Raw genomic sequence first — 13490 nt, forward strand, 5'->3', positions numbered from 1 at the left:
CGCTCGCCCCGTCCCATGATGCTGACGACCGTCACGGACCGGGCCCGGTGCGACGACAGCAGGGTGACCCCGTTGCCGGCCCACCTCAGGTCGGCAGCCGTCAGTTCGTCGACGACGACCGTGGTGTGGTCCGCGCGCGCCAGCGCCAGCGCGTGCTCGGCGATTTCCTGTGGTGCCCGCGCGAGATGATCGCTCACGGCGCGCCCGTACGGCTCACCGGCACCGCCCGGAACAGCGTCGCAGGCGCCCCGTGGCTGACCGCGGCCGCCTGTACGGGCTGTCCCTTCCCGCAGAGGTCCGCGCCGTAGACGGCGTATGTGCCAGGGCCGCCGACCGCCTCGAGCGAGTTCCAGAATCGGGTGGTGGTGCCGCGGTAGGCCGCGTTCCGGACCTGCCCGGCTAGCCGGCCGTCGACGATCCGATGGAAACGTTGACCGGTGAACTGGAACTGGTGCCGCTGCATGTCGATCGACCAGCTGTCGGAGCCCTCGACGTACAGGCCCTGCCGCACGGAGCCGATCAGCTCGTCCACGGTGGGTCCGTGCGGATCGGGCAGCAGCGAGACGTTGGGCATCCGGGACAGGGGCACGTCCCGCGGGTACTGGGCGTAGGCGCAGCCGCGGGACCGGGCCTCGCCGAGCGCGGCCGCACCAGCCCGGTCGGTCTGCAGCCCGGCCAGCACACCGGCTGTCACCAGCGGCCACTCCCCGGTGGCAACGCCCTCGTCGTCGTAGGCGACGGTGGCCAGGCCGTGTTCCAGGGTGCGGTCGGCGACGACGTTCATCCGCGGGCTTCCGTAGCGCAGCCGGCCGAGGTCGGTGGCCCGGACGAACGTCGTCCCGGCGAAGGCTGCCTCCTCGCCGCGGACCCGGTCGGCCTCGGTGGCGTGTCCCACCGTCTCGTGCAAGGTCAGCCACAGGTTCGACGGGGCGATCACCAGGTCGGTGGGCCCGCTCTCGACCGGGGGCGCGTGCACGGTCGCGGCAAGCTGCCCGGGCAGCCGGGCGAGCTCGTCGGCGAAGTCCCAGCCGCGACCGAGCAGGTACTCGAACCCTCGGGCGCTCGGCGGTCCCAGGGAGCGCGCCGTGACGAGTTCCCCGGAGCGGGGATGCCGGGCGGAGGCGAACACGAGCGGGTGGGTACGCACCCGTTCCTGAGTGATGGTCGAGCCGGTGAGGGTCGCGAGGAAGGTTCGCTCGCGCACGGCGTGCAGGCGCGCGCGGACCCGCTCGACCCCGGCCCGGAGCAGCCCGGCACTCCACTCGGCCAGCACGTCGGCCCACTCTGCGGTCGGCACCTCCAGCGGATCGATTTCGTGGCCGCCGAGCCAGGCCGTTCCCGGGTGCGGCGGCTCGGGCACCGGCGAGGTCGCGGACATCCCGGCCGCGGCGCAGCGGCGGGCCAGTTCGACCGCGCGCCGGGCGGCTACCGCCACGCCGTCCGGGGTGCGGTCCGACGTGGACGCGACGCCACGCCGTCCGCGCCAGAGCACGCGGACCGCGATCCCTTGCTCACCCTCGTCGGTGGAGGCGGCGAGGTGGCCGTCGTGCACCTCGACGAGACCGGTCCGCACGCAGGCGGCGCGCATCTCCGCCTCTGCACACCCGCCGGCGACGGCGACCGAGAGCGCCGTGTCGGTGAGCTTCGCCAGCAGTGCCGGGTCGAACGGTGGCACCGGGGCGGAGCCGCCCCCGGGACGGGCCGCTCCCACGGGCGTTCCGGTGACCGCGGGCACGATCACACCCCCGTCGCGACCGGGTCGCCTGCCTCACGAGGCGCGAACCGCGCAGCGAGCGCCGCCACGTGCTCCGCGGTCGCGCCGCAGCAGCCACCGACCACGGCGAGCCCGACCTCGTCGTGCCACTCGGCGAAGTTTTGAGCCAGGGCGGCGGGACCAACGGCGACCGGCCGCGGCCCGGCCGAGGAGATGGCGGTGCGGTCCTCCACGTTCGGCTGGGCGAGAAGTGGGCCGTCGTACACCTCGCGCAGGGCGCGCAGCGCCGGGCCGGTGCGCCCCGGAGTGGTGCAGTTGATCCCGAGCACGGCAGCGCCGCGGTCGGCCACCGCCCGGGCGGCCACGGCGACCGGCTCGCCGGACAGCAGCCTGGCGTCGTCGCCGCAGACGAACGACACCCATGGTTCGAGGCCTGCCGCCAGCACTGCCTCGGTGGCGATCAGGGCCTCGCGTGCGGTGTTCATCGTCTCGACGAGCACCAGGTCGACCCCGGCCCGTGACAGTTCCACGGCGAGCCAGCGGTGCTCTTCGCGGAGCTCGTCGTCCTCGGGGACGAGGTCGGGCCGGTACGCGTCGGCCACCGGGCCGACCGAGCCCGCGACGCGCGCCCGCGATCCGGCCGCGCGCCGGGCGACCCCGACGGCCGCGTGCACCATCCAGGCGTGGCCGGAGCCGGGGTCCAGGTCGACTCCGCGCAGCGTGCGGAGGTTGCAGCGGAACGTGTTGGCCGTGACGACCGCCGCTCCCGCGTCGACGTGCGCGGCGTGCACGCGCCGGACGCGCTCCCTGCGCGGCCCCGCGATCAGGCACCTCGCCGACCACCACGGCGCGACGATCGGTTCGCCTTCGTGCTCGAGCCCGGTGGACAGGCCGCCATCGAGGATGACCGGGTTGTGCCGGTGGACTCGGCCGGACGTGGACATGAGGAATCCCTCCCTGGGTCGGCGGTGCGCGGCTGGCCTGGAGAGGGCGAACGGCCGGTCAGGCCAGCTGCAGCAGCCTGGTGCAGCGGTGCACGGCCTCGGGGTCGCCTTCGATCTTGACCGCACCGGTGACGATGGCGTCGAACGGCGAGATCATCCGGGCCCCGATCCGGACGAAACTCGCCGAATCGCTGTTCATGACGATCACGGGGTGGGCGGCCGGGCCACGGTGGAACTTGACGGTCCCGTCGGCGACGTGGATGGTGAAGACCTCGTCGTCGACCCGGAACTCGTACTCCTCGTCGACCTGAGGGACATGGGCCCGGTCGGTCATCGCCTGCACGGCCAGAAAGCCCCACGCGGCCCGGGTCGCGCCGGCCGCGTCGGCGTCGGTGAGGAACTGCAGGCCCCACCGGGCCAATTCGAGCACCGGCCCGCGGAGGTCCTCACCGACGGCGGTGAGCTGGTAGAGCCGGCCGCGACCGTCGCCGGGAACCGGCGCGTGCTCGACGACGCCTGCCGCGGTCAGGCTCCGGAGACGCTCGGAGAGCAGGTTCGGCCCGATGCCCGGCAGGTTCTCGGCCAGTTCGTGGAACCTGGCCGGGCCGATCAGCAGTTCGCGGATCAAGAGCAGGGTCCAGCGCTCGCCGATCACCGTCATCGCCGAAGCCAGACCGCAGAACTGCCCGTAGTCTCGCTTCTTCGTCATCCGTTACGCTCCTCGTTGATGCTATGTGTTAATTGAGCGTATCAAGCCACCTCGCGGTCCGGTCACGTGTCCGAGGCGCCCGGTATGTCCAGCTCTGCCGCGTAGTTTCCCGGTCTCGTCGGGAAATCGATCTCCAGTGTACAGTAATATTGCTACAAAGTCGCGTACCGGCTTACGCGGGATGCACAGCTGTAACGGTGTAGTGCCGACTAGGGAGGTCGCCGATGCCGGACGGAGTCGACGGGTTCGTCGCCGAGATCGACACCCTGGAACCGGGTGCGGGGATTCCGCCGGACGTGCTCGTTCCCGCTCGCGCCGACGAGCGGTACCGGGCGGCCCGGATCGACCTCCTGCGCCGGGAGCGGGCCCTGCGGGACCATGCCGAGGAGGTGGCGGCCGCGCGGCGGGCGCTGCCGCCGGGTCCCGTGCTCGACGACTACCGGTTCGAGGAGGAAACCCGCGACGGCCGGCGCTGGCCTCGGCTCGGCGAACTCTTCGGCGAACACCGGACGCTCGTCGTCTATCACCTGATGTTCCCGAAGGGAGCTTCCGAGGCCTGCCCGATGTGCTCGATGTGGGTGGACGGGCTGCAGGGCGTGCACCGGCATCTGGCGCAGCACACGGCGCTCGCGGTCGTGGCCGGCGCGGAGCCGGGCGACCTGCGGGCGTGGGGCCGGCGCCGGGGATGGCATGACCTGCGTCTGCTTTCCTGCGGTGAAACCACGTTCAACAGCGACCTCGGTGCCGAGACCGAGGCGGGCGCCCCCCGGCCGGCATTCTCGGTGCTCCTCAAGGAAGGTGAGGACGTGCGGTTCTTCTACACCGTGCACGCCAGCTTCCCACCGGACGGCGCCGAGCGCGGCATCGATCTGCTGTCGCCGGTGTGGCAGGTGCTGGACCTGCTGCCACAGGGTCGCGGCGGCTGGTACGCGGGTAACGACTACGTGGCGGGGTGACCCGGCTGGTCCTCGTCGGCATGCGGGCGAGACCGCCGCAGTTCCTCGCCGAGGGCCGACAGGGGCTTCTCCCACAGCGCCCGGTATCGCTCCAGCCAGTTGTCGATCTCCCGCAACGGGCCGGGAACGATCCGGTACAACCGGCGGGCCCCGTCCGCGCGCACGGCGACGAAGCCGTTGTCGCGGAGCACTTTGAGGTGTTGGGACACGCCCGGCTGGGACAGTTGGAACTCTTCCCCGATGATCTGCCCGACATCGCCCGCGGACGCCTCGCCCTCCGCCAGGATTTCGATGATGCGACGACGTACCGGGTCGCTGATGACCTGGAACCCGTGCACGCCCATCATCATGCGCGAGGCCTTCATATAAGTCAAGGCTAATAACTTGAGCTTGGTTAACGATCGGCAGTGTCCAATGAGGTGCGTCACGGACACCTCGCGACCGAGAGGGGACGTCATGACCCTGCACAGTTCGCCTGACGCGCCGGGGATCCGGCAGGCGCCGCAGGCCCCGCGTGCCGTGCCGGAGGCCGGTCGCGACCCGCGGGTCTTCCCACACGACTCGGTGGCCGAGTCGTCGATGAAGGCGCGGCTCGCCGAACTGCTCGAGCAGTGGCCGCTGCCCGCGTCGGACCTGGTCGACGCGCTGCCGCTGTTTCTGCGGCGGCAGCAGATGGCCGACCTGCTGTCGATGGACGAGCTGTACCGGATGGTACTCGACGTGCCGGGTGTGATCATGGAGTTCGGCGTCCGGCACGGGCGGCACCTGGCGGCGTTCACCGCCATGCGCGGATTCCGTGAGCCGCACAACCCGTTCCGGCGGATCGTGGGCTTCGACACCTTCACCGGGTTTCCGGATGTCGCCGATGTCGACCGGATCAGCGCGTCGGCGGTTCCGGGCCGGTTCGCCCTGCCCCCGGCCTACCCCGACTACCTGCGCCGGGTGGTCGACGCGCATGCCGAGGGCGATGCGGTCGCGCACATCACCGACCGCACCATGGTCGTGGTGGGCGACGTCCGCGAAACCCTGCCGCGTTACCTCTCGGACAACCCGCACACGGTGATCGCGCTGGCCTACTTCGACCTCGACATCTACGAGCCGACCGTTGCCGCGCTGCGTGCCGTGCAGCCCTACCTCACCCGGGGCAGTGTGCTGGCCTTCGACGAGATCGACCATCCGAAGTGGCCGGGAGAGAACCTCGCGGTGCGCGAGGTGCTGGGCCTGGACCGGGCGGCCCTCCGTCTCCTGCCGGGCCGTCCGGCACCGGCCTACCTGGTCTGGGGCGGCTGAGCCCGGTTCTCTTGCCGGGGTCCCGAGCGGGTTCCTCCGGGTCGTCGAGGAAGCTGGTCAAATTTCACTAACCAAGTTTATAGTGATCTGGTCGGCGGTCCTCATCGCGGACACCGAGTGACGACCTGCACGGGAAGGAATGACGGTGCCCCTCACACGCCACCCGCGCCGGGCCGGTTCCTGGGAGGAGCGACGATGAGCGTGCCCGCGGCTTCCGGCGCCACCGTGCCCGCGGCGTTCGGGACCGACCACGCCGAAGTCTACGAACTCACCTACCGGCACCGCGGCAAGAGCTGGGAGGACGAGGCGCGCGACGTCACCGCGATCGTGCGCGCGCAGCACCCGGACGCGGCCTCGCTGCTCGACGTGGCCTGCGGGACCGGTGCGCACCTGGCGGAGTTCGCCCGGCACTTCGACCACACGGAGGGCGTCGAGATCGCGCCCGCCATGAGGCAGCGGGCACTCGACCGCCTCCCGCCGGGGACGGCGGTGCACGCCGGTGACATGCGGACGATCCGGCTCGGCCGTCACTTCGACGCGGTCACCTGCCTGTTCACCTCCGCGGCCTTCCTGCCGACGCCGGCCGACCTGACGGCCGCGATCCGCCGGATGGCCGAGCACCTGGTGCCCGGCGGCGTGCTGGTCGTGGAGCCGTGGTACTTCCCGGAGAACTTTCTCGACGGCTACCTCGGCGGGGATCTCGTACGAATGCCGGATCGCGTCGTCTCACGGGTCTCGCACTCAGTGCGCCGGGCCGACGCGACCCACCTGCACGTGGAGTGGACCGTGGCCGACGCCGCGGGGATCCGCCGCTTCACCGAGTTCGAGGTGATGAGCCTGTTCACTCGCGAGCAGTACCTTGCCGCCTTCGACGCGGCCGGCTGCGACGCTCACTACCGCCCAGGCTGGCTGACCGGGCGGGGCCTGTTCGTCGCCGTCCGGCGTCCCGGCCGACTCACGACCCGCCGACCCGGCCTGGAGCGCACATGACTGAGATGATCGTGGTCGCCGGCGCTGATTTCGTGCCCGGCGCCGCACCGGACCAGCTGGACTGGCTGCAGACCGAAGGCCAGGCCTTCCCACCGGAGTGGTTCGCCGACGAGACCGCGGCAGGCGCCGTCACCGTGCCGACCTTCCGGATCGATCCGTTTCCGGTGACGATGGCGCAGTTCCGTGAGTTCACCTTGGCGACCGGCTACCTTACCGACGCGGAGCGAAACGGCTACGGACTGGTCTACACCGACCGCTACTGGTCCGAGCTCGACGGGGCCTGCTGGCGGGCACCCGCGGGACCGGGCGCGGACGTGGGGGATCGCGAGGACCACCCCGTCGTGCACATCTCCTGGCCGGACGCCGCCGCCTACGCGTCCTGGGCGGGGAAGCGGCTGCCCACCGAGGCCGAGTGGGAACTCGCGGCCCGGGGTCCGGCCGGTCGGCTCTGGCCGTGGGGAGACACGTGGGACCGGACGCGGGCGAACACCGCGGAGTTCCATGCCGGCGAGCTGACCTCGCTCGAACAGTGGAAGGTCTGGTGGCGGGGCGTCCACGAGCGGACCGGACCGGTTCCGCAGACGACACCGGTCGGCTCGTTCACGAACGGAGTCAGTCCGGCGGGTTGTCACGACATGGCGGGCAACGTCTACGAGTGGACGGCCTCGACGGCCAGACTCTATGCGGGCGGGCAGGAGTGCGACGCCACCATCCGCTCGGTGATGGGCCGGTACCGAGCGATTCGCGGCGGCTCCTGGATGAACTTCCGCTACCAGGTCCGCTGCACGGAGCGGATGTACGGCGACCCGGACGGCTGGTCGAACTTCGCGCTCGGATTCCGCTGCGCGACGGACGCTTGAAAGGGGAGGAGTGAAATGGCCACGATCGTGCTGTCCACGGCCTGGACCCAGGGCTCCGGATCGACTTTCGAGTGCGGTGCCGGACCGCTCGGTGACGTCCTGAAGCGGTTCGCCGCGGACGAGCCCCGGTACCGGCACCGGATCCTCGGGGAGGACGGCGAACCCTTTCGCTACTACAACGTCTACCTGGACGGTCAGGCCCTCCCACGACGAGACCGGGACGGGGTGATGGTCGGCGAGGACAGCACCGTGCACATCGTCCCGCCACTGGCCGGGGGGTAGCGACGGGAGTGGCGCTCCAGCGGACCGGTTGCGCGAGATCCGGATCCCCGACGGATGCGGTGGCGGGCCGGCACCTCTGGCGCGGGAGGGAGCCGTGCGGGCATCCTGATGACTTGTCAACCGGAAGCATTTCCGAGGGCCCTCGACGACTTACGGCGGAGAGCACGTGCGGGTACTTTTCTCGACTGTCGGACTGGCCGGTCACTTCTTCCCGCTGGTGTCGCTGGCGTGGGCGTTCCGGGCGCGAGGCCACGAGGTGCTCGTGGCCTGTTCGGAAGGGTTCGCGCAGACGGCGCTGCGCTCCGGCCTGCCGGTGGCGTCGTCCGGCCGAAGTCCCCATTTCGCCGATCTGGTCGCGGAACTCCTGACCTCGCCGGTGGACGAACCGGGCGACCGGGCCCACCTCCACGGACGTGCGTTCGGCCGGATCGCGGCGGCCAGCCTGTCCGGTACGGACGCTCTGGTGCGTTCGTGGAAGCCAACGCTGATCATCAGCGAACGAGCCGAGTTCGCGGGACGGGTCGTGGCGGGCGACCACGGGGTGCCGTGGGTGGAGTACCGGTGGGGTGCGGCCGAACTGGCGGGCTATCGGCTCGGCGCGCGAGCCGAGTTGCCCGGCTCGGCGACCGAGGGGTGGCCAGAACCGGCGCAGGTGCTCAATCCCTGGCCGCCGAGCCTGCGGTTGCGCCCCGCGGCGGGGCATCGGAGCCTGCGGTTCGTCCCCTACAACGGGGACGCGCACCTCCCGGCATGGGCGTTCGAAGATTCCGGTAAGCCCCGGATCTGCCTGACGGTGGGCACCCTGTTGCCGCAACTCGGTGCGAACGCGGTCCAGGCCACCCTGCTTCCGACGTTGGCGGCCTTGGGTCGGCTGGACGTCGAACTCCTGGTCGCCGTGGCCGATGAGGTGGCCGCCACCTGGCCGCCTCTGCCCGTGGCCGTGCGGGCGGCCGGCAGGCTTCCCCTGGATCAGACGCTGCGGACGTGTGATCTCGCGGTCACGCATGGCGGGCAGGGCACGGCGCTGACCGCATTGGGCGCGGGGTGCCCGCAAGTGGTGCTCCCGCAGGTCGATGACCAGTTCGACAACGCCGACGCCGTGGTGAAGGCGGGAGCCGGAGTGCGGTTGCTGCCGACGGAGGTGTCGCCTGACGCCGTCGTCCGATGCTGCCGTGAGGTACTCGGCTCACCGTCGTTCCGCCGAGCGGCACTGGCGGTCGCCGGCGAAATCGCCGATCTGCCTTCTCCTGCCGAAATCGCCACATCACTGGAGATGACAGAGCGAGCCTGAGGAACGGTGGGTGCCTGGTCGTCGTCAGGACAGGGCGAAAGTTGCCCAGGGGACCTGTCCTGATTGGAGGACGTCGAAGGGGACAGGTGAGCTCCCAGGCCGCCTCCGATCGTCCGGCCGGACGGGGATGCACCGGGGACCGCAGGATAGTTATCAATTCGCTACCGAAGCCGCCCGGTTCTGGTGCGGTGACGGCGCGACAGCCCGTTGCTACGGGCAGGAGCTCGGGCGTTCGTTCTTGCTCCGGTGGCCGAGAGGTACCGCTCAACGGGCGAAGCGAGATGTTACTCCTTATTCAGAGGGTAACTCGGTGTCCACTCGGGCCGGAGGTGCTGACTGCGGCCGGCGGCGAGAGGTGGCCATGACCGGCAAGCGAAACTACGTCGATTTCCGCGGACCGGCCACTGCCGGACATCATCGGGTGAGCACTGGGAATGCTCACCGTCCGATTACTGCCGATCAGCCCGAGGCAGTTCGGCCACATCATGGAAAACCTGCCGGAAATGGGACCGAACCTGTTCGAGGAACGACCGCGCCTGCTCATCGAAAACGCGGTGGCCGAGCAGTCGGCCGTCGCCGGAGACCGGTGTGGGGAAGCAGTACCGGCTTTCCGTACGGGCCGGTCTCCGCGAAGTGGGGTCTGTGGTTTTCCTTGCGCTGCGGAGCGATGGCGATCGAGTAAGTGCATCCCGTAATCGACGGGTCCTCCGAGTTCCGGGTGGCGAGGACGCGTTCACCGTCGAAGCGTGGTACCGGCACTTGAATTCCTGAGTGGCGGCTGGTCAGGGCCCGCCCTGATGATCATCGTTGGCCCGGAGGTCTTGTCCTCGCGCCGCATGACCACCTATTCGAGGCGCTCGTCGCGGTGAAATCAAGATCGAGGAGTCGGCTGAGGCGATTCGGCGATACACGCACCTGCTGGGACCGGTTGGGGTCAGCGCGGCGCCGGCCACCGTTCCCGGCCGTCGTCAGGAGTGGGCACAATATGTTTTCCGGAGTTTCCGCCGCCGCGGTGCCGATTTTTCGCCCGAGTTTGCGGAGTCGATTCTTTTCCGGTGCGCCGGGCTGATGTTTTTTCTTTCAAGTGAAGGAAAAAGCCCGTGGCGGATCGGGTGGTGGAGTTCGTTCGATTGGGTCGGGATGGCGTTGGCATGCGCAGAGGCTGGACGACATAAGGGTCGATTATCACCCTTTCGGGTCAGCGCTGGACGATTCTCTTGATCCTTGACCCTGCCCGCGAGCGGGTGCTATCAATGCAAAGGCTTTGGCCCGGTCGGATTGCTTGCGATTAATTGTTTGCCGCCGGGTCTGTGATTATTCCAATACGAAGGAGCTGCTCGTGTGCAGGGAAGGGGGCTGGGAAACGAGTCCGTTCTCGGCACGGCCGCTCCGGGACCGGCCCGCCAATCGCGCCGGCGAAGACAGATTGGCGAGCCGTCAATTGTTTTCGTGGGCCCGGAGGAAGCCGCGGCCGGATCGGCCGCGAGTCGGCAGGCCCGCCCGGTTCGGACGACGTCGGTTCAAAAAACCTTAATCACGATGTCTGGGGGAAAGGCATGCACGGACGGTGGCGACAGGTTGTCCCGGTGCTCGTCGCGGTGGTGCTCGCCGCCGTCACGGGCTTCTTGACCGCGCGACCGAGCCTGAGCGGGACGGAGACACGGGCACTGGCCGCCCCGTTCGGTTTCGAGAAGAGCCCGCTCAACAGCGCTCCGCCGCGAACGAGGGGACAGCGGGCCGTCGAGCCCTCGCTGGAGGGCATACGCGCCTGGATCTCGGCCGTGGGTGCGGCCGTGGCGCTCGTGGACCTGCGCGGGCTCGGCCGCTCCGCCGATGCCTGCCTGGTCGACCCGCGCGACGACTCGGTGACCGTGCTGCCGGTGCCCGGCGCGGGCGGACCGCAGTACCCGCGTTTCCATCTCGTCCCGCAGGGCCTGCCCTACGACGCGACGATGGCACCGATGGGCTGTGTCCCGGCCGACGTGAACGAGGATGGCGCCCTCGATTTCATCGTCTACTACTGGGGCCGCTCGCCGGTGCTGTTCCTCAACCAGTCCGCACCCGGCGTCCTGCCGTCGGCCACGGACTTCCGGGCGGCCGAACTGATCTCGCCGATGGAGGTGTGGAACACCTCGGTGCTCAACGTCGGGGACATCGACGGCGACGGGCACCTCGATCTGCTGGTCGGCAACTACTTCCCGGACGGGGCGAAGGTGCTCGACACCAGCGCCACCGAGGACTACCGGATGCAGATGCAGGACGGGATGAACAAGGCGCGCAACGGCGGCACGAACCGTCTGCTGCTGTTACGGCCGACCGGTGTGCGGGGTGCCGCTCCCGCGGTCGTGGACGCGAGCACCGCGATCCCGGCGGATTCGGCGCAGTCGTGGACGCTGGCGATCGGGTTGCAGGATCTCACCGGCAACGGCCTGCCGGACGTCTACGTCGCCAACGACTTCGGTCCGGACCAGTTGCTGGTCAACACCTCCACGCCCGGACACGTGCGGCTGACGGAGGTGAACGGCACGCGCGATCTGCGCACGCCCCGCTCGGAGGTGCTCGGGCACGACTCGTTCAAGGGCATGGGCGTCACCTTCAGCTATCTCGGCGACAGTGCACTGCCGATGATCATGGTCAGCAATATCACCACCCCGTATGCGCTGCAGGAAAGCAACTTCGCCTTCGTCCCCACCGGCGACGGGCGCGACCTGCTCGCCGGGAAGGTGCCCTACGACGAGCGCAGTGAGGATCTCGGGCTCGCCCGCGGTGGCTGGGCCTGGGACGTCAAGGCGGGTGACTTCGACAACTCCGGCACCGACCAGCTGATGCAGGCCACCGGCTTCCTGAAGGGTGATACCGACCGATGGCCGGAACTGCAGGAACTGGCGATGGGCAACGACGAGTTGGTGCGCTACCCGCAGGCGTGGCCGCACTTCCAGCTCGGCGACGATCTGTCGGGGCACCAGACGAACCCGTTCTACGTGCGCGGACCCGGCGGCCGCTACGCCGATCTGGCCGGGGCGGTCGGCATCGGCGACCCGTGGAACACCCGCGGGCTCGCCTTCGGGGACGTGGACGGCGACGGCAGGCTGGACGTACTGGTGGCCAACCAGTGGGAGGATTCGGTCCTGCTGCGCAACGTCTCGCCCAGCCGCGGTCTCGGCGTGGACCTGAACCTCGTCCAGCCGGGCGCCGCGGGCGGGGACCGTGCCGCGATCGGCGCCATCGTCCAGGTGCACGGCGCCTACCCGCAGAAAACCCAGCTGTACCCGGCGAACGGTCACGCCGGGGTGTCGGCGAGCCAGGTACACCTCGCGCTGCCCGACGGCGCACCGGCACGGGCGACGATCACCTGGCGGGACGGGACTTCCCTGCACAGCACCGATATCGAGTTGATCCCCGGTCACCACACCGTGGTGCTGGGCCCCGACGGAACGGCGGTCCTGCGATGACGAGCACAACCCAGACCCGTGAACCCTGGCCTGCTCCGGTGCCCGGCCCAGAGCAGGCCGAAGGAACCACGCCCCGGCCCGACGTCCGGGTCAAGGCACTGCAGCGGTTCGCACTCTCCCTCACCGCATTCAACCTCGCCGGTCACCTCCTCCTCGGCTTCGAGCAGTCGCCGATCACCCCGCTGCTGGCGATGGTGACCAGTTACGCCGTGGCGCTCTGCCTGGAGTGGCTGGACAGCTGGGCGCACGGGCGCATTCCGCAGTACGCCGGCGGACCGAAGGCGGTGTTCACCTTCCTGCTGCCCGCGCACATCACCGCACTGGCTTGCGGGATGCTGTTGTACGGCAACGCTTCGGTGTGGCCGTACCTGTTCGCGGTGGTGGCCGCGCACGCGACGAAGTACGTGATCCGCTTGCGGGTCCGCGGAAAGCTCCGGCATGTGCTCAACCCGTCGAACAGCGGCATCGTGGTCACGCTGCTGCTGTTCGGCTGGGTCGGCATCGCCCCGCCGTACCACTTCACCAACTACATCACCGGCGCCTGGGACTGGCTGCTGCCGGTCGCCATCCTGATCGCGGGCACCATGCTCAACGCCGGGCTCACCCGGAAGATCCCGCTGATCCTCGGCTGGGTGGGCGGCTTCGTCCTCCAGGCCGTGTTGCGCTGGCTGGTCCTGGACCACTCGCTGATCGCCGCCCTGGTGCCGATGACCGGGCTTGCCTTCGTGATCTACACCAACTACATGATCACGGATCCGGCCACCGTGCCGGTGAAACCGCGCAACCAGGTGGTGTTCGGACTGACCAACGCGCTGGTCTACGGCTTGCTGGTGGCCTGCGGCGTGGTGTTCGGGTTCTTCTTCGCACTGGTGATCACCTGCGTGCTGCGCGGCCTGGTGCTGGTGCTGGCCGAGCGGCGGCGGGGCCTGGCCAGCCCGCCCGCGGTGCCTGCGATGGCCGAAAGCACATCGTGATCGCCGCCGTGATCGCCGCCGTGGGCAT

Annotated in this window: 13 protein-coding genes; 8 read left to right on the forward strand and 5 right to left on the reverse strand. The window is 69.9% G+C overall.

The genetic code is table 11. The features are described from left to right. The 4 genes from FNH05_RS04400 to FNH05_RS04415 all read right to left on the reverse strand — a co-directional run. Nucleotides 1–197, reverse strand: a 197-nt coding sequence (locus tag FNH05_RS04400; RefSeq protein WP_222426518.1) for a hypothetical protein, incomplete at its 3' end; no start/stop codon positions are given. Further along, nucleotides 194–1735, reverse strand: a complete 1542-nt coding sequence (locus FNH05_RS04405; RefSeq protein ID WP_246127526.1) for a TldD/PmbA family protein — start codon at nt 1733–1735, stop codon at nt 194–196. The genes FNH05_RS04405 and FNH05_RS04400, both read right to left, overlap by 4 nt. 2 nt (nt 1736–1737) lie before the next feature. Further along, nucleotides 1738–2658 (reverse strand): homocysteine S-methyltransferase family protein, encoded by a 921-nt coding sequence (locus FNH05_RS04410; RefSeq protein WP_144585968.1) that lies wholly within the window; start codon nt 2656–2658, stop codon nt 1738–1740. A 58-nt stretch (nt 2659–2716) separates the two neighbouring features. Then, complete coding sequence (locus FNH05_RS04415; RefSeq protein WP_144585969.1) at nt 2717–3367, reverse strand: winged helix-turn-helix transcriptional regulator; 651 nt, start codon at nt 3365–3367, stop codon at nt 2717–2719. Between the two features lie 224 nt (nt 3368–3591). Here FNH05_RS04415 and FNH05_RS04420 point away from each other — a divergent pair, with 224 nt between their 5' ends. Continuing rightward, on the forward strand, nt 3592–4323 hold the full coding sequence (locus tag FNH05_RS04420) for a DUF899 family protein (RefSeq protein ID WP_144585970.1): 732 nt from the start codon (nt 3592–3594) through the stop codon (nt 4321–4323). Here the strand turns inward: FNH05_RS04420 and FNH05_RS04425 are convergent. Continuing rightward, the gene (locus FNH05_RS04425) at nt 4308–4661 is read right to left on the reverse strand and encodes an ArsR/SmtB family transcription factor (RefSeq protein ID WP_144585988.1); all 354 of its coding nucleotides are present in this window, start codon (nt 4659–4661) and stop codon (nt 4308–4310) included. The genes FNH05_RS04420 and FNH05_RS04425 overlap by 16 nt on opposite strands. Nucleotides 4662–4779: 118 nt before the next feature. On the opposite strand from FNH05_RS04425, the gene FNH05_RS04430 reads away from it, so the two are divergent. The 7 genes from FNH05_RS04430 (at nt 4780) to FNH05_RS04460 (ending at nt 13462) form a co-directional block, all read left to right on the forward strand. Next, nucleotides 4780–5613, forward strand: a complete 834-nt coding sequence (locus FNH05_RS04430; RefSeq protein WP_144585971.1) for a class I SAM-dependent methyltransferase — start codon at nt 4780–4782, stop codon at nt 5611–5613. A 195-nt stretch (nt 5614–5808) separates the two neighbouring features. Continuing rightward, a complete protein-coding gene (locus FNH05_RS04435; protein ID WP_144585972.1) occupies nt 5809–6603 on the forward strand; it encodes a class I SAM-dependent methyltransferase in 795 nt (264 codons plus the stop codon). Beyond that, the gene (locus FNH05_RS04440; protein WP_144585973.1) at nt 6600–7463 is read left to right on the forward strand and encodes a formylglycine-generating enzyme family protein; all 864 of its coding nucleotides are present in this window, start codon (nt 6600–6602) and stop codon (nt 7461–7463) included. The genes FNH05_RS04435 and FNH05_RS04440 overlap by 4 nt, the downstream gene beginning before the upstream one ends. Before the next feature lie 15 nt (nt 7464–7478). After that, complete coding sequence (locus FNH05_RS04445) at nt 7479–7745, forward strand: MoaD/ThiS family protein (protein WP_222426519.1); 267 nt, start codon at nt 7479–7481, stop codon at nt 7743–7745. A 166-nt stretch (nt 7746–7911) separates the two neighbouring features. Beyond that, nucleotides 7912–9036 (forward strand): glycosyltransferase, encoded by a 1125-nt coding sequence (locus tag FNH05_RS04450; RefSeq protein WP_144585974.1) that lies wholly within the window; start codon nt 7912–7914, stop codon nt 9034–9036. Nucleotides 9037–10622: 1586 nt separating this feature from the next. Next, entirely contained in the window at nt 10623–12488 is a 1866-nt protein-coding gene (locus FNH05_RS04455) for an FG-GAP repeat domain-containing protein (RefSeq protein WP_246127527.1), read from the forward strand. Further along, nucleotides 12485–13462: an enediyne biosynthesis protein UnbU gene (locus tag FNH05_RS04460; RefSeq protein WP_246127528.1), complete on the forward strand. Its 978-nt coding sequence runs from the start codon at nt 12485–12487 to the stop codon at nt 13460–13462. The genes FNH05_RS04455 and FNH05_RS04460 overlap by 4 nt, the downstream gene beginning before the upstream one ends. Nucleotides 13463–13490: the final 28 nt, after the last annotated feature.

The organism is Amycolatopsis rhizosphaerae (genome assembly GCF_007713715.1).
Taxonomy (GTDB): Bacteria; Actinomycetota; Actinomycetes; order Mycobacteriales; family Pseudonocardiaceae; genus Amycolatopsis_E; species Amycolatopsis_E rhizosphaerae.

What these genes read in the sequence shown, in the direction of transcription:
- FNH05_RS04445 (WP_222426519.1), top strand. Translation starts at nt 7,479, where the DNA reads ATGGCCACGATCGTGCTGTCCACGGCCTGGACCCAGGGCTCCGGATCG.
- FNH05_RS04435 (WP_144585972.1), top strand. Translation starts at nt 5,809, where the DNA reads ATGAGCGTGCCCGCGGCTTCCGGCGCCACCGTGCCCGCGGCGTTCGGG.
- FNH05_RS04415 (WP_144585969.1), bottom strand. Translation starts at nt 3,367, where the DNA reads ATGACGAAGAAGCGAGACTACGGGCAGTTCTGCGGTCTGGCTTCGGCG.
- FNH05_RS04440 (WP_144585973.1), top strand. Translation starts at nt 6,600, where the DNA reads ATGACTGAGATGATCGTGGTCGCCGGCGCTGATTTCGTGCCCGGCGCC.
- FNH05_RS04410 (WP_144585968.1), bottom strand. Translation starts at nt 2,658, where the DNA reads ATGTCCACGTCCGGCCGAGTCCACCGGCACAACCCGGTCATCCTCGAT.
- FNH05_RS04420 (WP_144585970.1), top strand. Translation starts at nt 3,592, where the DNA reads ATGCCGGACGGAGTCGACGGGTTCGTCGCCGAGATCGACACCCTGGAA.
- FNH05_RS04460 (WP_246127528.1), top strand. Translation starts at nt 12,485, where the DNA reads ATGACGAGCACAACCCAGACCCGTGAACCCTGGCCTGCTCCGGTGCCC.
- FNH05_RS04430 (WP_144585971.1), top strand. Translation starts at nt 4,780, where the DNA reads ATGACCCTGCACAGTTCGCCTGACGCGCCGGGGATCCGGCAGGCGCCG.